Source organism: Clostridium neonatale (genome assembly GCF_900465025.1).
Taxonomy (GTDB): Bacteria; Bacillota; Clostridia; order Clostridiales; family Clostridiaceae; genus Clostridium; species Clostridium neonatale.
The window spans coordinates 1971227-1990868 of record NZ_UICR01000001.1 but is presented as its reverse complement, the minus strand read 5'-3'; the positions used below and the strand labels follow the sequence as shown (position 1 = coordinate 1990868).

At 26.7% G+C, this 19642-nt stretch carries 23 protein-coding genes; 1 reads left to right on the top strand and 22 read right to left on the bottom strand.

What is annotated here, in order from left to right:
* Positions 1-9: 9 nt before the first annotated feature.
* The 8 genes from CNEONATNEC86_RS09225 to dapF all read right to left on the bottom strand — a co-directional run bounded on the left by CNEONATNEC86_RS09225 (position 10) and on the right by dapF (position 6724).
* Positions 10-444, bottom strand: a complete 435-nt coding sequence (locus CNEONATNEC86_RS09225) for a hypothetical protein (RefSeq protein ID WP_058294943.1) — start codon at positions 442-444, stop codon at positions 10-12.
* A complete protein-coding gene (locus tag CNEONATNEC86_RS09220; RefSeq protein ID WP_058294942.1) occupies positions 435-887 on the bottom strand; it encodes a hypothetical protein in 453 nt (150 codons plus the stop codon). Before CNEONATNEC86_RS09220 ends, CNEONATNEC86_RS09225 begins: the two co-directional genes overlap by 10 nt.
* Complete coding sequence (locus CNEONATNEC86_RS09215) at positions 877-1308, bottom strand: hypothetical protein (RefSeq protein WP_125148392.1); 432 nt, start codon at positions 1306-1308, stop codon at positions 877-879. Before CNEONATNEC86_RS09215 ends, CNEONATNEC86_RS09220 begins: the two co-directional genes overlap by 11 nt.
* Position 1309: 1 nt before the next feature.
* A complete protein-coding gene (locus CNEONATNEC86_RS09210) occupies positions 1310-1750 on the bottom strand; it encodes a prepilin-type N-terminal cleavage/methylation domain-containing protein (RefSeq protein WP_159135858.1) in 441 nt (146 codons plus the stop codon).
* On the bottom strand, positions 1747-2835 hold the full coding sequence (locus tag CNEONATNEC86_RS09205; protein ID WP_159135857.1) for a type II secretion system F family protein: 1089 nt from the start codon (positions 2833-2835) through the stop codon (positions 1747-1749). Before CNEONATNEC86_RS09205 ends, CNEONATNEC86_RS09210 begins: the two co-directional genes overlap by 4 nt.
* The gene (locus CNEONATNEC86_RS09200; protein WP_307993577.1) at positions 2825-4189 is read right to left on the bottom strand and encodes a GspE/PulE family protein; all 1365 of its coding nucleotides are present in this window, start codon (positions 4187-4189) and stop codon (positions 2825-2827) included. Before CNEONATNEC86_RS09200 ends, CNEONATNEC86_RS09205 begins: the two co-directional genes overlap by 11 nt.
* Before the next feature lie 639 nt (positions 4190-4828).
* Positions 4829-5842, bottom strand: a complete 1014-nt coding sequence (locus CNEONATNEC86_RS09195; protein ID WP_083498766.1) for a hypothetical protein — start codon at positions 5840-5842, stop codon at positions 4829-4831.
* Positions 5843-5896: 54 nt separating this feature from the next.
* Positions 5897-6724, bottom strand: coding sequence for a diaminopimelate epimerase (gene dapF / locus CNEONATNEC86_RS09190; protein ID WP_058294938.1), 828 nt, complete (start codon positions 6722-6724; stop codon positions 5897-5899).
* A gap of 231 nt (positions 6725-6955) precedes the next feature.
* On the opposite strand from dapF, the gene CNEONATNEC86_RS09185 reads away from it, so the two are divergent.
* Positions 6956-8686, top strand: coding sequence for an Rqc2 family fibronectin-binding protein (locus CNEONATNEC86_RS09185; RefSeq protein ID WP_159135856.1), 1731 nt, complete (start codon positions 6956-6958; stop codon positions 8684-8686).
* A gap of 71 nt (positions 8687-8757) precedes the next feature.
* On the opposite strand, the gene CNEONATNEC86_RS09180 is transcribed toward CNEONATNEC86_RS09185, so the two are convergent.
* The 14 genes from CNEONATNEC86_RS09180 to spoVE form a co-directional block, all read right to left on the bottom strand.
* Complete coding sequence (locus CNEONATNEC86_RS09180) at positions 8758-9594, bottom strand: MurR/RpiR family transcriptional regulator (RefSeq protein WP_159135855.1); 837 nt, start codon at positions 9592-9594, stop codon at positions 8758-8760.
* A gap of 215 nt (positions 9595-9809) precedes the next feature.
* Positions 9810-10973, bottom strand: a complete 1164-nt coding sequence (locus CNEONATNEC86_RS09175) for a THUMP domain-containing class I SAM-dependent RNA methyltransferase (RefSeq protein ID WP_125148395.1) — start codon at positions 10971-10973, stop codon at positions 9810-9812.
* A gap of 28 nt (positions 10974-11001) precedes the next feature.
* A complete protein-coding gene (gene pyrR / locus CNEONATNEC86_RS09170) occupies positions 11002-11541 on the bottom strand; it encodes a bifunctional pyr operon transcriptional regulator/uracil phosphoribosyltransferase PyrR (protein WP_058294934.1) in 540 nt (179 codons plus the stop codon).
* A 22-nt stretch (positions 11542-11563) separates the two neighbouring features.
* Positions 11564-12475, bottom strand: coding sequence for an RluA family pseudouridine synthase (locus CNEONATNEC86_RS09165; RefSeq protein WP_058294933.1), 912 nt, complete (start codon positions 12473-12475; stop codon positions 11564-11566).
* Positions 12476-12663: 188 nt separating this feature from the next.
* Positions 12664-13347, bottom strand: a complete 684-nt coding sequence (locus CNEONATNEC86_RS09160; RefSeq protein WP_125148397.1) for a DivIVA domain-containing protein — start codon at positions 13345-13347, stop codon at positions 12664-12666.
* Positions 13348-13360: 13 nt separating this feature from the next.
* Positions 13361-14125, bottom strand: coding sequence for a YlmH family RNA-binding protein (locus tag CNEONATNEC86_RS09155; protein ID WP_159135854.1), 765 nt, complete (start codon positions 14123-14125; stop codon positions 13361-13363).
* Positions 14119-14400, bottom strand: a complete 282-nt coding sequence (locus tag CNEONATNEC86_RS09150; RefSeq protein WP_200847551.1) for a YggT family protein — start codon at positions 14398-14400, stop codon at positions 14119-14121. Before CNEONATNEC86_RS09150 ends, CNEONATNEC86_RS09155 begins: the two co-directional genes overlap by 7 nt.
* Positions 14401-14408: 8 nt before the next feature.
* Positions 14409-14864: a cell division protein SepF gene (locus tag CNEONATNEC86_RS09145; RefSeq protein ID WP_058294929.1), complete on the bottom strand. Its 456-nt coding sequence runs from the start codon at positions 14862-14864 to the stop codon at positions 14409-14411.
* 17 nt (positions 14865-14881) lie between these two features.
* Positions 14882-15544: a YggS family pyridoxal phosphate-dependent enzyme gene (locus CNEONATNEC86_RS09140; protein WP_159135853.1), complete on the bottom strand. Its 663-nt coding sequence runs from the start codon at positions 15542-15544 to the stop codon at positions 14882-14884.
* 95 nt (positions 15545-15639) lie between these two features.
* Complete coding sequence (locus CNEONATNEC86_RS09135) at positions 15640-16383, bottom strand: DUF881 domain-containing protein (RefSeq protein ID WP_097919318.1); 744 nt, start codon at positions 16381-16383, stop codon at positions 15640-15642.
* Positions 16380-16757, bottom strand: a complete 378-nt coding sequence (locus tag CNEONATNEC86_RS09130; protein ID WP_058294927.1) for a small basic family protein — start codon at positions 16755-16757, stop codon at positions 16380-16382. Before CNEONATNEC86_RS09130 ends, CNEONATNEC86_RS09135 begins: the two co-directional genes overlap by 4 nt.
* 12 nt (positions 16758-16769) lie before the next feature.
* A complete protein-coding gene (locus CNEONATNEC86_RS09125; protein WP_058294926.1) occupies positions 16770-17498 on the bottom strand; it encodes a DUF881 domain-containing protein in 729 nt (242 codons plus the stop codon).
* A gap of 97 nt (positions 17499-17595) precedes the next feature.
* Positions 17596-18348, bottom strand: a complete 753-nt coding sequence (locus CNEONATNEC86_RS09120; RefSeq protein WP_058294925.1) for a cell division protein FtsQ/DivIB — start codon at positions 18346-18348, stop codon at positions 17596-17598.
* A 167-nt stretch (positions 18349-18515) separates the two neighbouring features.
* Positions 18516-19625, bottom strand: coding sequence for a stage V sporulation protein E (spoVE, locus tag CNEONATNEC86_RS09115; RefSeq protein ID WP_159116114.1), 1110 nt, complete (start codon positions 19623-19625; stop codon positions 18516-18518).
* Between the last annotated feature and the right edge of the window lie 17 nt (positions 19626-19642).

Sequence of the window (19642 nt, the reverse complement as noted above, 5' to 3'; positions counted from 1 at the left end):
TAAAACACTTTAATCATAATTTTTACAATTATATGTTGGTATTAAAATTATTGACTCATTTTCTATTTTGTAATCAATATTTCTCCCAATTGATTTATCTTTATCTAAATTCATATCTAAAATAAATACATCTTCATCTTTATGATATTCTAATTTACTTTCTTTAATAGTGACTGAAAAATCATTATCAAACATATCATTAGTTTTTTCATCATCATCATCTTCTTTTTCTTTATCTCTCATTTTATTTAGTTCTTTCATATACTTATAAATTAAATTTTCTTCTACTTCTTTGATATTATATAAGTCATATTTATTAACTTCAAATGAAGAAATCTCATTATTATTTATAGCAATTTTAAACAAGAAGCTTATGATTATGCTTGTGAATGCTAAAAACAACATGGTGCTTGTTAGTATGTTTCCAGTTTGTTTTATAGACATCTTATATATTCCTTTCCATACATATCTGTAATTATCAAATATATTAATTTATCCTTTTCTACAACCTCAAAATCTTTTATATTATAAAGCATATTATTAATGGCTAAGGTAGATTTTCCTTTTGTATATTTTGCAACTACAGTATTATCATAAAATTTTATACTTTTTACAATATAATCATCTTCTGAATCCTTATAAATTACTATTGAGTTGCTTTCTTTTTTAATAACCTCATTATGATTCTCATGTAAAATGTAATCTAAGCTAGTATAAAAATTTCTCATATTATTTTCATTTATGCTCCTATTTCTTATTTCTATATATGAAGCATAAAAAGAAAACAAGCAAGTTATAAGCTCAAGAAAAACTATAGATGTCAAAAAAATATATACTATTGATTCTATAAGAGTAAAAGCATGCTTTTTCCTGAATTTATATTTCATTCATCCACCAACTTTTATTAAATGCATATTTTTTTTCAATTTTATGCTCATCCGCACTAATGCATGCTTCTATTTGAAATTCTGCTTTATCATTACTACAATTTCGCATTACTATCTTTATATCATCGCCTATCTCTAAATCATCAATATTGTATTGCATTAATCTCCTTGAAAAATCTTCATCATACTTAAAACTTACTTCATTTTTATCATTTAACATTTCTTCTATCTCATCATATGATAAATTATATTTTATTTCATTTGATAGATTATAAATACACATATTTAGTTCTTCTTCTAACATGCGGCTTTTCAAATTATTAATACTTGATACATAAGCTTGCATAAATGCAGTAATAACTATTGTTATTATGCAGACTGATGCTATTACTTCAATCAAAACACTGCCATCTTTTTTCACTTTATGATTCCCCTTTAATAGTTATTATGTCAACTCCAACCCCTATAGTAATGTCATATCGTTTTTTATCTTTATCAAACAAACTAATTGTATTACCTTTTTCTAATTTACCTTGTGGTGTTATATAAACTGTAAATTGTGATATTACTTTTAAATCATATGGTAAATTAACACTTTTTTCGATATTATCCCAATTCTCAACAAATCTAATATTATTATCTTTTGTACTAACAATAATTTTTCCATAGTTTTCTTTTTCTTTACAAACGCTTTTACCATATGTAATCAAATTTTGAATTTCATATATATAGTCGGTTACATTGATATCACTTTCCAATGAAGCCTTTAATTTATACATAGATATTGAGATACTCATAAATATTAATAATATGCTTATACTTGCAATTGTTTCGATTAAAGTAAACCCTGTTTTTCTTATCATGGCAGTATACTTTGAACTCCTTCAAAAATAGGTAATACAACTAGCACTAAAAATATTGTTATTATTACACTTAAAATTGCTATTATTACAGGCTGAATAAGAGATAAGCATTTATTAATATTTTTCATTATATTTTCTTGAAGTTTATTGCATAAATCTTTTAATGCCTCTTCAAGGCCTCCAGACTCTTCCCTAATCTTAATAATAGCTAAAGTATATTTAGAAAATATATTTATTCTTATTGATGCATCATATAATGTACTTCCATTTATTATACTTTTATTCATCTGCCTCAATTTATTTTTTATATAATCTGATTCACATGAATTTTCACAAATAGTCAAGCCATATGATATATTCATCTTAGAATTTGTTATTATATATAAAATCAATAGCATTCTATACTCAAAATATTTTTTTATTATACTAACTTTTAGAAATTTATCTATTTTTATTTTATTTACTAAATACTTTATGAATATTATTGGAATAATAACAACATATATTGCAAAATATAAATAAAACTTTATGCTATTATCACAAATAACCATACTGATTTTATGCATAGTTAAATAATTTTGAGACGGAGAAATTCCAATAGATTCATATATATTATAAAAATTAGGAATTACAAATACGAAAAATATCATAATAAAGATGAAAAAACTTATTAATACAAGTTTTGGATATGATAATGCTTTCTTTATTTCCTTTTTTATAAAAACTGATTTTTCATAAAATATTTTAAGAGCTATAAGTATTTTATATAGACTACCACTACTTTCACCAACAGCAAGCATTCCAATAAAAAATGGAGGATATAATTCATCTACTTCATTAAAACTTTCACTTAAAGTTCTGCCTTCTTTTATATACTTTAATACTACATTTAAGCTCTCCTTATATGATTTGTCAAAAATAGCATCAGAGATAATTTCAATTCCATAATCTATATTTATTCCATCCTTATAGATTTCAGCAAGATTATCACATATTATTATTAATAATTCCTCATTTACCTTATTTCTAAATATCATAGAAGAAGCATTTTTTAATTGTTTCATAACATTAACACTACAATTCATTTAAGTCCTCTCCTTCTAGAAAGTTAAAATAATCAGCATATGGTATCTTACCTTTAGCTATGAGCTCTTCCATTTGAGATTTCATATGTGTATTACATAAATAATTTTTATCTGCATAAATTTCTTCTATATTCTTTTTATTTGAATTCTTTAAATAATAAACAGAACTAATTAATTTTCTTGTTATATATCCAGTATAATTACAATTTTTACAGCCACGTTTTTTAAATAACATAAAATTCTTATACTTGTTTACATTATCTATTTCTTTGCAATCATCACATAAAATTTTTATAAGTTTTTGAGATATTATTCCACCAAGGGCTTCAACTAAAAGATTTGAATCAACCCCCATATTTATTAATCTCAAATAAACTTCTCTTGGTGACTTACAATGAAGTGTGCTATATACTTTATGTCCAGTTATAGATGCTCTAATACACATATCAGCAGTCTCTTTATCTCTTATTTCACCAATCATAATTACATCTGGATCTTGACGAAGTATGTTTCTTAGTCCACTTGAAAAATCTATTCCAAGCTTTTTATTTAAATTCATTTGATTAACATTTTTAAGCGTCACTTCAATTGGATCTTCTAGGGTTGTGATATTTATATTTTCATTACTTATTTCCTTTAAAATAGTATACAAAGTTGTAGATTTTCCTGAGCCAGTTGGCCCATTAACTAAAAATAATCCATTTTCAAGTGCAATAATCTTCTTTATAAGATCTACTTGATTACTTGGAAAATTTAATTCTTCTAGTTTGTAGTTGAAACTGCTGCAATACAGTATTCTTATAACAATTTTTTCTCCATTAATTACTGGTATTGATGATATTCTGAAATCATATTTTTTATTATTATATCTTTTTATTATCTTCCCATCCTGGGGTCTTCTTTTTTCGGTGATATCCATGTTTGCTTCTAACTTTATCTTTGAAACTAATGAAGCATACTTTTCTAACTCCATTCTATATGCTAAACTCAATATTCCATTTATTCTATATCTAATATTCACATAATTGTCACATGGCTCAAAATGAATATCACTGGCATTTTTATCAATTGCCTTATATATGAGAAGTTCATCTAATTTATTGTTATCACACCCATAAATTATGCTTTCCCAAATATTAAATTCATCTTTACTTACAACAATTATCTCTATCTCTTTATCATAATAAAATTTCACACAGTTATCTAAAGAATCTTTTTCATCTTCATAAGTTATGGCCTTTATCTTATTTACTTCTTCATTTATTGGAATTAATTTATATTTCGTGCATATTTCCTTTGTAATTTTTTTAGCTGTTGTAAAATCTACTTTTTCAATGAAATTATTAATATTCACACACCTCTCAGATTCTTAATTACCTAATTAATGTCCATAAAATTCCTTTTTATTCATCAATTTAATAAAAATAAAAAAATCGCCAAGGCGACTATGATATAGTCTTCTATAAAAATGCAAATCCAATAGAATACAATAGCTTTTATAAAACGTAATCCTTTAAGCCGTCGATTTTTTTCAGCGCACTCTGGATTTTCTGAGCTTGCCGAAGAAAAGGCCAGGCGCATATAATTTATTTTTTATTATTTAGGAACTATGCATTAGTCTATTGCAATATTTTTTAAATAACTTATCCACAGATTGTCCGTGAATATAATTTCCTAAAGAATAAAAAATCATCAAGGCGACTGTGTAATTACGAACTTTTAATATTATCTCAATAATAAATAACTTTCTCTTAATAAAAAGCAATCTATAGCCGTGGATTTTTTAGCGCATTCTGGATTTTTCGAGCAAGCCTGCGAAAGGCTAGGTGCATATGATTTATTTTTTATTCTCTAGGTTTTTATTTTAATTTGCATAATAGCTTAATTTAAGTTATACCATCAGGGGCACCTCGTCCACAGATTGTCCCGAAATGTAAATTTGCCAAAAATAAAAAGCCATTAAAACTAACAACCTAATTTCAATGGCTTTTCATTATTCTCTATAATCAATAAATACGTAATCAATCGCTTCATCTGACACTACCGAAACAGATTTATCCTTATTATATGAATATATTTTTTCATATTCACTGTATATATCATTCTTACCTACGAATAATATATTACCTTCACTATCAGCTTTTAATCCCTTTTCTGCATTTATCACAGCTGGAAAGTCAAAAACTAATCTTTTTATATCATTATCTTCTATTTTATAAAGAGATTTTGAATCATCTTTCATTTTTCCTGTAAAATAAAAATTTCCATTAAGACTTATTACATCATTTAATTCTTCTATCTCATTACTTAAAATATTGCAATTCTTGTTTTTTTTATCAATTGCCACCAATTCTTTATCATTTTCTAAATTTATCTGCAAAAATAATAAATTATCACCTGTTCCTTTTAAATAAGCTAAATATCCTTCTTCTAATGCATAAATTAATTCTTCTTTGTTTGTAATAAGATTATAAGTAAATAATCCATTTGTTTTATCGCTTTTAACACCATAATAAACAATTGTATTATCATCATACCAATCATACAAAGTACCTGATATTGATACATCTGAATTGATGTCTATTTCACTATTTTTCTCATCGTTTTTAAATACTTTTAATTTTAATCCATTGTCATCTACAAAATATGAAATATATTTTCCATGAGGAGAAAGCTTAAGTCCTTCATATTTTTCATCTTTTATTATGTATTTATTATGGTTATATACTATAAAGTGCTTACCATGCTCTATGCATATGTAACTATTGCTACTTTTATCATAAGCTAATATTGTACTTTGTGTATCTACTTTATAATATTTATAATCTCTATAATTATAAATATTATATTGACCTTCTTCACTTTTAAGTACTGCCCCTTTTCCTAGCTGTATTACCTCTGCTGCATTATTAGAACTTATCTTCTCTTCTTGGCATCCTAAAACGAGCAGAGGAAATACAATGAAAATAAACACACATATAAATATCCTTTTTTTTGTATATCTCATTATTTTCCCCTTCTCAATATTTTTCTATGCATTATAAATCCATATTATATTATTCTATTTTGATGTCTCTCCAGAAAAAACAAATTCAGCAGGTCCTTTCATGAATAGCCCTTCATCTAAGACCTCTATTATAAGCTCTCCACCTGGCGCTTTAACAAAAACTTCTTTATTCTTATCTACTAAACCTAATTTTTTAGAAACAAGTACAGATGCAGAGCATCCTGTTCCACAGGCTAAGGTTGCTCCAGCACCTCTCTCCCATGTGTTTACTCTAATATGAGTATCATCTATAACTTTCACAAAATTAACATTTGTACCTTCTTTAAATAACTTATATTTTTCAATTTTAGAACCATCTACTTCTACATCATAATTTTCATTTTCTTCAAATATTATTGTATGAGGTACTCCAACAAGTACAGTTGTCATCTTATATACTTTACCATCCACTTCAACTTCTTTATCTATTAAGTTTTCTAAATTATTTAATGGAATATCTGCACCATTATAAGACCCTTCGCCCATATAAACTCTTACATATTTTGTTTTATTATCTTCTAATATAATTTCTATTTCCTTTACTCCATCTCCAGTTTCAACTGAAAATTTTGTTTTATCTACTATGTTTTTTTCATAAACATACTTTCCAAAGCATCTTATTGCATTGCCACACATATTTGCTCTTGAGCCGTCACTATTTATTATTATCATTTTAGCTTCAGAAACATCTGATTTTCTAACTATAACTAGTCCATCCGCTCCTATTCCAAAATGTCTATTACAAAGCTGTTTTGCTAAATTACATTCATCTTTTATTTCAAAATTAAAATCTTCTACAAATATAAAATCATTTCCTGCCCCTTGCATTTTATAAAACTTCATCTTTAATCCCCCCCTAGAAACACTTACATAAACATTTAATATAATAAGTCCATGATTAATAATACTACTATTTACAATTATTAACCACATTATTTTCAAAATTTATTTGCTAAAAAATTAATTAAAATCAAATTATACATTAAATATATAAACTATTGAAACAGAACAATTGATAATGCATTCTTCTTAATGTTATACTATTCTTAACGTATTAAGAAAGGATGACATATAATGGCATTAGATGGTATATACTTATATAGTTTAGTTAACAATTTAAAAAATTCAATAATAGATTCAAAAATAGATAAAATTAATCAGCCTGAGAAGGATGAAATTATTTTAACCATTAGAAAAGATCGTAAAAATATAAAACTTTTAATTTCTTCATCACCTAAATTTGCTAGAATTCACTTAACTAATAATGTTAAGCAAAATCCAATAGTTGCACCTATGTATCTTATGGTTTTAAGAAAGTACATTTTAGGCGGAAGGATTATTGATTTAATCCAAAAAGATAATGATAGAATTTTAATAATGAAAATTGAAAACAGGGATGAATTAGGCTTTGATAGTACCTACTCATTAATCATCGAAATTATGGGCAGACATTCTAATATTACCTTAGTTAGAGATAGAGATAATAAAATTATGGAATCTATTAAGCATATTACCCCTAATATAAACAGTTATAGAGTTTTATATCCTGGAGTAGAATATGTTTATCCACCTATTTCTAACAAATTAGATCCGTTTTCATGTACATATGAAAATTTAAATTCTTTCATAACAAATAATTCAATTGCATTAGATAAAGATTTTTATTTTAATTGTTTTACTGGTATAAGCAAATTGTTATCTAATGAATTATATTATAGCATTACAAAAGAGCATAGTTCACCTACTAGAAATGAAATTTATGAAAATCTTAAGAATTTCACGAATAATATTTCTGAAAATCCATCATTTACAATCTTCTCTGATAATGAAGGCTATTTAAAAGATTATTATTGTACTCATTTGTCATATTCATATGCCAATTATAAAACAACTAATTATGATGATCCTAATATATTAATGGATACTTTTTATAGTAAGAAGGATAAACAAGATAGGTTACAAAATAAATCAACTGATCTTCAAAGATTAATTAATACAAACATCGATAGATGTAATAAAAAATCTAATATATTAAAAGAAACGCTTAAAGAATGTGAAAAAAAGGATGATTACAAAATAAAAGGTGATTTGCTTACTTCTTATATATACAGCATAAAAAAAGGTGACAACGAATGTGCTTTGTTAAATTTTTACAATGAGAATGAAGAAGAATATATTAAAATTTCTTTAGATAAAACTAAAACTCCATCAGAAAATATTCAACGTTATTATAAGAAATACAACAAATTAAAAGCCTCTGAAGAACATGCTATATTGGAACTGGAAAAAAACAATAATGAAGTTGAATATTTAAATTCAGTTCTTACTAATATTCTAAATGTTGAAAGCTATGATGAAATTGATGAAATTAAGAACGAGTTAATAGAAACAGGATATATACGTTATAAGAAAAAAGATAAGCAAAAAAAAGCAAAAATATCAAAACCTCATCACTTTACTTCAAGTGATAACATCGATATTTATGTTGGAAAAAACAATATTCAAAATGATTACTTAAGTCTAAAGTTTGCTAACAAAAATTTTCTTTGGTTACATGCAAAAGATATCCCAGGCTCTCATGTTATAGTCTGCGCTTTTGATGTTCCCGATAAGACTCTCGAAGAAGCTGCAATAATAGCTGGATTTTATAGTAAAGGAAAAAATAATAATAAGTTATCTGTAGATTATACAAAAGTAAAAGAATTAAAGAAACCTAATGGTTCAAAACCCGGAATGGTAATTTATCATAAAAATAATACTATAGTAATAAATCCAAATGACTTTAATACGCTGTTTAATAATTAAAATTTAATATAATACAATTAATGGATATGGTAAAATTTATATTTATAAACTTATACTATATCCATTAATTTTTAAATAAATATATCAAATTTTTTATATGTTTCTTCTAAAAGCTCTACGTTATTGATAAAGCATTCCTTCTTTTGTTCTTTAATTGATACTACTAAAGCATTTATTAAACTAATTGGTGCAGCAAAAGAATCTAATGAAGTCACACCTTTACTTATTGCAGTTAAGCTTACATCTGCATATGGTACTATGGGTGACAGCATATTATCAGTAATAGCTATAGTTCTTGATCCCTTACTTTTTAAGTATGAAAACACTTCAACAGTACTTCTTGAATAATTTTCAAAATTTATTCCTATGACAAGATCATATTTATCAACATATTTAGGTATATCTTCTGTATTCTCAATTATATATACATTATTAAATACAAAATCAAGATAGTACTTTAGAAGTATTCCTAGAGAATAAACATTTCTTCTTGCTACTATATAAATTCTCTTTGAATTCATAATTTCATTAACTGCTCTTTTAATTTCATATAAATTCATATCTTCCATAGTTGACTTTATATTATTTAAATCACTTTCAAAAACTTCATATATATTTTTTTCACATTCTTCTTTAACTTCAGCATTAAGTTTTATTCTTTCAGAGTTTGTCACTTGTGCTTGCATAGATTCTTGAGTATCCTTTAAAAATTCCGGATATCCTTTATATCCTAAAAATGTGACAAATCTAGTTATTGTTGCAATACTTACTCCAGACAGCTTTGCTAGCTTTTCCACTGTTAAAAAAGGTGTTGTATTTGGGTTAGACAATATATATTTCGCTATTTTTTCTTGAGCCTTACTCATATTTGGTATTTTTTCTGCTATCTTTTGATATACTTCTGACATACTTTCACTCTCCTTTATATAAATATAGTAAAATATAATTTTTAAACATTATGAACTAAACCTTGTATTTACTTGTACTATTATTTTAAAAACAAAAAAAGATGCCACAGCTTTGCTGTTAGCATCTTCGCTAATATAAAATATTCTTACATTCAAATATTACCATAAAAAATATAATGTGTAAATATGTTTTCATAAAATTTCTTTAAATTAATTTACTTAAGTAATATATTAATAAGTGCATCTCCATGATTTTTTATTTTTTCATTATCAAAATATTGATAATAATAGCATTTTATTTTCCCATTATATAATTTTCTATTTTTAGTAGATTTTCGTCCAAATATTTTCTCAAAAGGTTCAAATGATGTTAAAATATTAAAATCCCATCCATCCAATTTTTCTTTTATATATCCCATATGTTTATACAGTCTGTCTAAAGATTCCTTCTCTCCTATTCTTTCGCCATACGGTGGATTAGATACTACAAATCCATATTTTTTAGAAGTTGAAAATTCCATAAAGTCTCTTTTTTGAAATTGTATATACTTATCTACTCCAGCTTTTTTGGCATTTTCCATAGCAACTTTTAAAGTTCTATAATCTATGTCATAACCAATAAGCTTTATATCTTTATGCTTTTCTGCATTTCTTGCACCTTCTCTAACCATATCAAAAGTATTAGACGGCATAGTTGGCCATGTTTCACATACAAATTCTCTATTTACTCCTGGCGCAATATTTAATGCAATAAGAGCTGCTTCAATTAAAATAGTTCCTGAACCACAAAATGGATCTACAAGTTCAAAATCATGATTGTATCTTGAAAGTAAAAGCATTGATGCAGCTAATGTTTCTTTAAGTGGTGCGAGTCCTGCCTGTTCCCTATACCCTCTTTTATGTAGTCCAACTCCACTAGTATCTATTGTTAATGTAACAACATCCTTTAAAATAGCAACTTCTATTTTATATACTGGCCCATCTTCACTAAAATTTTCAATTCCATAACTTTCACTCATGCTTTTTATAATAGCTTTTTTAACTATTGATTGACAATCAGGCACACTATGCAAAGTAGATTTTATACTTTTTCCTACAACATGCATTACTCCATCTTTAGGTATTATTTCACTCCAATCAACACTCTTAGTTCCTTGAAATAATTCTTCAAAAGATCTTGCTTCAAATTCAGCCATTTTTATTAGTACTCTTTCTGCTGTTCTTAAATGTACATTGGCAATAGCAATGTCCATTTCATCCCCCTCAAATGTTACTTTTCCATTCTCTATTTTTAAATCTTCATATCCAAGTGCTCTTAATTCTTTTGCTGTTATGCTTTCTATTCCAAAAGTACTTGTTGCAATTAAATCATATATCATTCTTATTTCTCCTTATGATTATATTGGGCTAGTCGTTCATATAAATGTTCACTGATTCATCAGCATCAGTTTCTTTTAGTTTAACTGCTATAAGTTCACTTTTTGAAGTAGGAATATTCTTTCCAACATAATCTGCTCTTATAGGAAGTTCCTTATGTCCTCTATCAATAAGAACTGCAAGCTGTATAACCTTTGGTCTATCAACATCCATTATTGCATCAATTGCTGCTCTTGCAGTTCTGCAAGTATATAGAACATCATCAACTATAATTACTTTTTTATTTTTTATTTCTACTCCAAGTTCTGAATTTTTCACTTTGGGAATATCCCCATGTTCAGTTAAGTCATCCCTATATAATGTTATATCAACATGACCTACTGGAACTTCTTTGCCTTCTATACTCTTTATATATTCTGACAATCTTTTAGCTATAGGATATCCTCTTGTTTTTATTCCAAGTAATACAACATCATCTATTCCTTTATTTCTTTCAATTATTTCATGGGATATTCTTATAAGAGTTCTATTAATAGCTTTTTCATCTAATAAAGTAGCTTTTAATTTCATTACTTTTCCTCCACTAATTGTTCTATTCATTTCTTAATTTATCAATTATATTTATAAAGTATTTAGGTAATTCACTATTAAATTCCATATACTCATTAGTCTCTGGATGAATAAAACCAAGAGTCTTTGCATGAAGCATCTGTCCATCTAACTTAAATTTCTGTCTTTTAAATCCATATAGCGGATCACCTACTAACGGGAATCCTATTGATGACATATGTACTCTGATTTGGTGAGTTCTTCCTGTCTCTAATATACATTTAATTAAAGTATATCCGTTATATCTTTCTAATACTTCATAGTGAGTTACTGCAAGTTTTCCATCTTCAACTATTCCCATTTTTAATCTATCTTTTTTATTACGTCCAATAGGCTTATTTATAGTACCACTATCATTTTTTAATCTGCCTTCAATTAATGCATAATATTCTCTTTTCATTGAGTGATTCTTTAATTGCTCTGAAAGTTTATTATGTGCCTCATCATTTTTTGCTACAACTAGTATTCCTGAAGTATCTTTATCAATTCTATGAACGATTCCAGGCCTTATTATACCATTTATTCCAGACAAATCTTTACAATGAAATAATAATGCATTAACTAAAGTTCCATTATAGTTTCCCGGCGCTGGATGAACCACCATCCCTTGTTCCTTATTTACAACAATAACATCATTATCTTCATATAAAATATTTAAAGGTATATCTTCTGCGTCAACTTTAAGTATTTCTGGCTCTGGTACTTCTAATTCTATATTATCAAAAGCTTTTACTTTATAATTACTTTTAGGTATTTTATTATTAACTACTACTTTTTCTTTTTTAATCAATTCTTGAATAAATGATCTAGATTTTTCTTCAAGCATATCACTTAAATATTTATCTATTCTTGTTCCTTCACTTTTTTCATCTACTTTAAATAAAGTTTTTTCCATAATGCATCCTCATCCTACATATATTCTTAACCATTATAATATAATACTATATAATTTACAATCTACCTTATTTTATTCGTAAGCGTACATAAGAAATAATAATCAAAAAAAGAGGGTTATACCCCTCTTATAAATTTTAATCCTTATAAACATGGAATGTATTTATTCTGAAAAACACATTAATACAATTACTCATTTTTATTATCTGCAAAGAAACTCTTTATTTCATTCAATTCCTGATTAATTTCTTCTAAAGACATTGTATTTTCAAGCTTTTTAGCATTTCCTTCTTCTAAAGCTTCATCTTTAATCACATCAGCTGCAACTTCTTCAAAAGTATCACTTGAATATTGAGATTCGTTTTCTTCTATTATATCTTTAGGTGATTCTTCACCACTTTCACCAAGATTATAATTTTTAATAAAGTCCTTTTCTAAAGCATCAAAAGTTTCCATTTGTGTATTCATAAAGTTTCTATATTTAGCTCTAAATTTAATAAATTCTTGTTTTACCTTTTCATATTCATCATTTATTTGAATAACATCATTATGTGCCTTATCTAAAATCTTTTGTGCTGTTTCATTTGCATTTTTCACCATAAGCTCTGCTTCCTTTTTAGCCGAGCTCTTTGCTTGTTCTGCTGCATTTTGTGCTAATAATAAAGTGTTTTGAATAGTAGTTTCAATTTTTGAATAATACTCTATCTTTTCATTTAAATTTGCTAATTTTTCTTTTAAATTAGAATTTTCTTTATACATTTCTTCATAATTTTCAACTACTTCATCTAAGAATTCATCAACTTCTTCTGCATTATATCCTCTTAGACCTCTCTTAAATTCCTTATTATTTATATCCATTGGTGTCAGTTTCATGTTATCACCTCTACTATGTATATTTTTTTATAACTACCTTTAATTTTCCACTTTTACTTGTACCAATAATATTTCCAACTATGAATTTTCCGTGTTTTCTTATTGTTATTCTTTCTTCACCTTTTAATTCATAACTCTTATCTCTTATCTTAGCATAATCTATTAAAATTTGGCCTTGATCTATTAAAATTTGCGCTTTAGCTCTAGATATATTACATAGTTTTGAAACTATCCCATCAATTCTTAAAGAAGAAACCATAATGATTTCTTCTGTAAAATTTACATGTGGAAGAAACGACATATCTTCTATTAGTTCAACTTTACATGTTACTTTTCCTATTTTGTCTATATTATATAATATAAAATCTTGAATTTCTTCATGTACAGCAACATAACAGCTATTATCTTCTACAAACAAATCACCTATTTTATTTCTTTCAATACCTAAACCTAATATTCCGCCTAAATAATCTTTATGAGTTAATTCTGAGAATTTTGATTTATTAGTTATCTTAATTAAATTAATTGGGAAACTTGTATTGTATAAATTATTGAAAGAAATCATCCTTCTTTCAGCTTCTTCAAAAACTCCATAACTTTCTATTTTTACACTTTTACTTTGAAGATTTTTTTCAAACCACTTCCAAACATTAGGTGTATAAAACTCTTTTCCAAAAACTACTATATCTTTTTCTTTAGCAAGTAAGTATTTTTCATATAAATTTATAACTTCTTCTTTCTCTTCACCAAAGCTTCTATTTATAAGTTCTTTTACCATAATAACATATATAAAATTCTATTAATTACCTGTCTTAAAACAAAGTCAATTACAAATAATGCTATGATTGGTGAAAAATCTATTGGTGAGTCTGGAAAAAATCTATCTTGTAATGCCCTAAAAGGAGTTAAAATAGGATTAGTTATTGCATAAACTATATCCATAAATTTATTATATCTAAGTTGTGGTATCCAAGATGCTATACATTCTATTAATATAGCAAGCTCAATTATACCAAATACTGTATTCATTAATCTAATTATTATGCTTGCCATTATACCTCCTATTTAGACCAATTAAATAATGCTTTTGTACTTAATTCATTTTTTAATTCATTTGTTACTTCAACATTAGAAGGTGAAAGAAGATAAACTCCTTTTTCTATTTGTTGAACTTCTCCTCCTAAAGCATAACAAGATCCACTTATAAAATCTAATAATCTTTGTGCTATTTTAAATTCAAGTATGGTAGTATTAACTAAAACTATTCTCCTATTTTTTAATGCATCACATATTTCCATTGCTTCCTCATAATCAGATGGCTTAGTTATTGTTACCTTTACTGCTGATGATGTATGGATATTTACCACCTTATTATTCTTCTTATTTGTTATAACTGGCTCAGCAGAATTTTCTTCTTCCATTTCTTCATTTTCATATTCTTCATCTTCGAAGTCATCATAATCCTCGTAATCTTCGAATCCTAGTATAGATTTAACTTTTGATAATACATTACTCATTTTTTCTCCTCCTACACTTAAACATTATAATTTCTTTCCCCAAAAATTCCTGTTCCAACTCTTACAAGAGTAGAACCTTCTTCAATGGCAGTCATATAATCATTTGTCATACCCATTGATAATATATCCATAGAAATATTTTTAAATTTCTTACATTTTAATTCATCAAATATTCCTTTAGTTTTCTTAAAATAATACCTATTACTTTCTTCATTTCCTTTTGGAATAATAACCATAATTCCTTTAACAAGAATATGATTACATTCTTCTATTGCTTCAATAAGTTCATTTAAGTTTTCCTCTAAAATACCACTCTTACTTTCTTCTCTTCCAATATTAATTTGAATTAAAGTATTTGCTGTTTTTTCATTTTTTTCATATACTTTTTCTATTTCTTCTAATAGCTTAATACTATCTAATGAATGTATCAAATGCACCTTATCCACTAAGTATTTAACTTTATTTGTTTGTAAATGTCCAATTAAATGCCATTTAACATCTTTATGAAAAATTTCCTCTTTTGCTAGAAGTTCTTGAACTTTATTCTCACCAAATTCTCGCATTCCAGCTGCATAAGCCTCTTCTAACGCTTCTATTGGTTTTGTTTTTGAGACAGCTAGCAATTGTACTTCTGATGGAATTTTAGATTTTATTTCTTCAATATTTTCTTTAATCCCCATTTGTCAACACCTTTTCTGCTATTCCTTTCTTTTGTCCTTAATATGTTTATATTCTCTACAGATATGAATTTTCCTTCAAATTTAATAAATAAAATTTAATTTTCTTTTATATTTTCATTTCTTTCCATAAATTGTATTATACCGTTAGAACTCGTAGCAGGCATTGTAATTTTGTTTCTAGTTTCAATTTCAATATTTAACTTTCTAATCATAAGTTGTTTTATATGGCTTCCATCTTCCATTAGGGCTGCTTTTAATTTTTCAGGATCACCAATTGCATAAATATTGAAAGGTGCATACTCCATACTTCCATCTTCAAAGCCTATAAATGCCCAATTACATATTACTCCTGACCATGGAATAACTCTATGATTGTTTACACTTATTGCTTCTGCTCCTGCATTCCTAAGTTCATTTAAAACTAATGCCATATCACTGTCATGCAACAATTTGCTATTTATATCTTCCTCCATATCTTCATTATAGTTTGTATAACCATCATTGATTTTTAATATTATTCCTGGTCCTTCTACAGCACTCATTCCTGTGAATAATTGATAATCCCCTATTTGATTCTTCATATCTTCTAGTATTTTCTCATTTTGTTCATCTTCTCGCATATACCTATTTATTGTTAGCTTCATTTCTATATTGTCTTCTTTTATATTCCCAATATCTTTATATAAATTATTTCTTTCTTCAATTGCCTTTTGATATTCAGCTGAGCTGATTTGAGTATAAGAAGATTTTATTCTTTCAAAATCAAAATTTACAGATATCAAAATTCCAACAATAATTGCTGCAATAAAAACAAAGAATGAACTATTTTTTTTTATCACTCTTCTTTCACCTCAACTTGAGCTTTATGTTGTTCTTTTTTACTTCTCCAATTTTCTATAATAAGCCTTCTTATAATTGCAAAATTTTCGAATATTCTTCCTCCAAATACAATTACAGCTGCAATATATATTGGTATTCCAAGTTTATCTCCCAAATATGTAAGTGAAGCTGCTAAAAGTGCATTACCAAAAAAACCCGATACGAAAATATCAGCTCGAAAATTTTTTGATAAATTTGCTCTAATTGCCCCAAATACTGAGTCTAAGCATGCAAGTATAGCAATTGACATATATGATGAAAATCCTTCTGGAATATTAACATCAAATACAAAACCTAATATAATTCCTATAAATAGTCCTACTACTGCTATCAATTTAATTCTCTCCTATTCCTTTACAGATTTAATGAATTCGCTTTTTAATGCTACTGTTGTTTTTCCTATATTAAGGTCATCTTCAAGTTTTAGTTCTGTATTGTAGTTAGAAAGTGCACCATATTCCAAAGAACCCGGAAATCCTATTCCAACTTCCATTCTATTTTTATCTCCAATTGCTTTTATTTCTATTTTTTCTCTTGGGTATACTCTTCCAGTAGATCCTATTGCAATACCATTTCCAGCAGTTTTTATTCCAGTCTGAGGTGTTATTCTTATATCATTTATTGATATTGCCTCTGCTCCAGAATACCAAAGAAGATTAATAATATGAACAATTTCTGATTCACTTAAGTCCCTACTATTTCCACCAGCATTAGATGAAAATATTGATGTCTTTGGTGTTATTGTCAAGCTAATACCTGGCCCTTTCACATCGACTATACCTAAGTGCATTCTTGCAGTATCTAATTGATTTTTAATTTCAGTAGCCGATCCACTTTCTTCTGCAGCAGATTCTTCCATTTGTTTAAGCTCATCTGATAATTGTGTATTTGTTGTAAGTAATTCTTCTTTTTCCTTTTTAAGTGCTTCTATTTCTGCTATTATGTCTGCTGAATCGTAACTTGTTACATTAGTTTGACTATTTTTAGATAATAAAATTTTAAACTGATATGTTAATAAAAACCCTAAAAAACAGCAAACAATTCCTATAAATATTTGTGATTTAGATACCTTCATTCTATCTTACCTTTCAAAATCGTAATTATTTTTAATAAACATTAGTAATGAGATTATTGTAATAAAAAAAATTGCAATTTAATATCCATTTTTCTTCTTATTCACTATAATATATAGGAGAACCTTCAAATCCAACATCTACATATCCTTTTTTTAGTTCTATAGATGGATCTTCAATTATATGCATTAGTTTATTCATTTTATCTGGTAAATTCTCATCATTACCTAGTCTTCCTTCAACTTCTCCGATATATACTTTTATATTCATAAGATCCGCTAAATCAATAGAATCTATATTAAAATTCGTTGGATTAACTTCTGCTATCTTAGAAAATATAGTTAAAATATTCAAGATTCTTTCATCTTTTATTCCAATTTGTCCAAGCACTGGATTATCAATGGTGATTCCATTAAGTTTAATTAAACTTCTATTTTCTATATTTGCACTGTCTTCTAATACTACTAATTTATCACTCAGCACATATATTTTATCATCTATTTCCACGTAATATATAGCTTTCTTTTCTGATAATGTTATATTAACCTGTCTAGGATAAATTTTTTTTATCTTTACAGCTTCCACATATGCATTGCTTTTAGCCTGAGAATTTATATGTTCTTTATCTATAAACAATATATTCTGGCCTATTAGATATTCGGTTTTTTCTTTTACATCTTCTCCACTCATAGCTGGATTTCCTAAAATAGCAACTTTCTTAATAGTGAAAAAATCAGACTTGCATGCAAATATACTAAAACCAATTACTATAAAAGATATTAAAAATAATAATTTTATTATCATTATTTTATTTCGTCTTTTTTTAATATATTTATTATTTTTCTTTATCATACCCATCCCTATTTCTATTTAATCTGTTTCTATATTTTTCATATATTATATCATACCACTTTAATTATATATTTTCATTAAAATTTCAATAATAAATGCAGAATAGACTGCATTTATAATCTACTCTGCATTTCAAAAATCTTTATTATTTATTTTTAAAACTCACTTTAGCCCTCTGTCTGACGTGATATGTTTAAAAGTATTCCCATAGCAGCCATATTTATAACAAGTGCACTTCCACCATAACTTATAAACGGCAGTGGCACTCCTGTAACAGGCATTGATCCTGTAACAACCGCGATGTTTATAAGAGATTGAACTGCAATTACTGATGTTATTCCTACAGCAAGTAGACTTCCATATACATCTTTTGCCTTCATTGCAACCATTATTCCTCTCCAAACAAAAAATACAAATAATGCGATTATGAGCACACATCCTATAAGTCCTAGTTCTTCTCCTATTATAGAAAATATAAAATCATTATGCGGTTCTGGCATATACAATGTTTTCTGCCTTGATTGACCCAAGCCAAGTCCAGTAAGTCCACCAGCTCCTAAAGCATAAAATGATTGAATTAACTGATAGCCATCCCCTGCTGGATCCTGCCATGGATTTATGAAATTAAGCATCCTTGCTCTTCTATAATCACTTGAAAATGTGAAGAACAATGCGGCAGCTACCATAGTTGGAGCTACATACCCAAAAAGATGTTTAATTCTTCCTCCTGCCGAAAAAAGCATAATAAATGTAACTATCATAATTACTGAGGCTATACTTAAACTTTTTTGTGCAAGTACTAATGCTGCATATAATCCTGCTATTCCTAAATATGGTATGATTCCTTTTATAAAATCCTTAATTCCTTCACCTTTAACTTCAAGGCTCATAGCAAGAAACAAAACAACTGTATACTTGGTAAGTTCTGATGGCTGGAAACTAAAAGGTCCTAGTTGTATCCATCTTTGTGCACCATTTATAGGTGCAAATAAATATACTGCTAATAATAAAGGAATAGTAGCTATCATTAAAGCAAATGTATATTTCTTAATTTTATGATAATCATATGACATCATAAAACACATTGTTCCTATACCTAAAGGCGCAAAAATAAGCTGTCTTTTTAAGTAAAACATACTATCATTATTTTTAAACATTGCATAATATGAACTAGCTGAATATACCATTACAATACCAACTGCTAAAAGTAATATCACAGCATAAAATATACCATAGTCTATTTCTCCCATTTTATTTTTGGATTTCTTTTTTTTCATGCATAAATCCTCCACTT

Bases quoted from the DNA above. Each gene is read 5' to 3' on its own strand.
- CNEONATNEC86_RS09225 (WP_058294943.1), bottom strand. From the start codon at position 444: ATGTCTATAAAACAAACTGGAAACATACTAACAAGCACCATGTTGTTT.
- CNEONATNEC86_RS09220 (WP_058294942.1), bottom strand. From the start codon at position 887: ATGAAATATAAATTCAGGAAAAAGCATGCTTTTACTCTTATAGAATCA.
- CNEONATNEC86_RS09210 (WP_159135858.1), bottom strand. From the start codon at position 1,750: ATGATAAGAAAAACAGGGTTTACTTTAATCGAAACAATTGCAAGTATA.
- CNEONATNEC86_RS09205 (WP_159135857.1), bottom strand. From the start codon at position 2,835: ATGAATTGTAGTGTTAATGTTATGAAACAATTAAAAAATGCTTCTTCT.
- CNEONATNEC86_RS09195 (WP_083498766.1), bottom strand. From the start codon at position 5,842: ATGAGATATACAAAAAAAAGGATATTTATATGTGTGTTTATTTTCATT.
- dapF (WP_058294938.1), bottom strand. From the start codon at position 6,724: ATGAAGTTTTATAAAATGCAAGGGGCAGGAAATGATTTTATATTTGTA.
- CNEONATNEC86_RS09185 (WP_159135856.1), top strand. From the start codon at position 6,956: ATGGCATTAGATGGTATATACTTATATAGTTTAGTTAACAATTTAAAA.
- CNEONATNEC86_RS09180 (WP_159135855.1), bottom strand. From the start codon at position 9,594: ATGTCAGAAGTATATCAAAAGATAGCAGAAAAAATACCAAATATGAGT.
- CNEONATNEC86_RS09175 (WP_125148395.1), bottom strand. From the start codon at position 10,973: ATGATATATGATTTAATTGCAACAAGTACTTTTGGAATAGAAAGCATA.
- pyrR (WP_058294934.1), bottom strand. From the start codon at position 11,541: ATGAAATTAAAAGCTACTTTATTAGATGAAAAAGCTATTAATAGAACT.
- CNEONATNEC86_RS09165 (WP_058294933.1), bottom strand. From the start codon at position 12,475: ATGGAAAAAACTTTATTTAAAGTAGATGAAAAAAGTGAAGGAACAAGA.
- CNEONATNEC86_RS09160 (WP_125148397.1), bottom strand. From the start codon at position 13,347: ATGAAACTGACACCAATGGATATAAATAATAAGGAATTTAAGAGAGGT.
- CNEONATNEC86_RS09155 (WP_159135854.1), bottom strand. From the start codon at position 14,125: ATGGTAAAAGAACTTATAAATAGAAGCTTTGGTGAAGAGAAAGAAGAA.
- CNEONATNEC86_RS09150 (WP_200847551.1), bottom strand. From the start codon at position 14,400: ATGGCAAGCATAATAATTAGATTAATGAATACAGTATTTGGTATAATT.
- CNEONATNEC86_RS09145 (WP_058294929.1), bottom strand. From the start codon at position 14,864: ATGAGTAATGTATTATCAAAAGTTAAATCTATACTAGGATTCGAAGAT.
- CNEONATNEC86_RS09140 (WP_159135853.1), bottom strand. From the start codon at position 15,544: ATGGGGATTAAAGAAAATATTGAAGAAATAAAATCTAAAATTCCATCA.
- CNEONATNEC86_RS09125 (WP_058294926.1), bottom strand. From the start codon at position 17,498: ATGAAGGTATCTAAATCACAAATATTTATAGGAATTGTTTGCTGTTTT.
- CNEONATNEC86_RS09120 (WP_058294925.1), bottom strand. From the start codon at position 18,348: ATGATAAAGAAAAATAATAAATATATTAAAAAAAGACGAAATAAAATA.
- spoVE (WP_159116114.1), bottom strand. From the start codon at position 19,625: ATGAAAAAAAAGAAATCCAAAAATAAAATGGGAGAAATAGACTATGGT.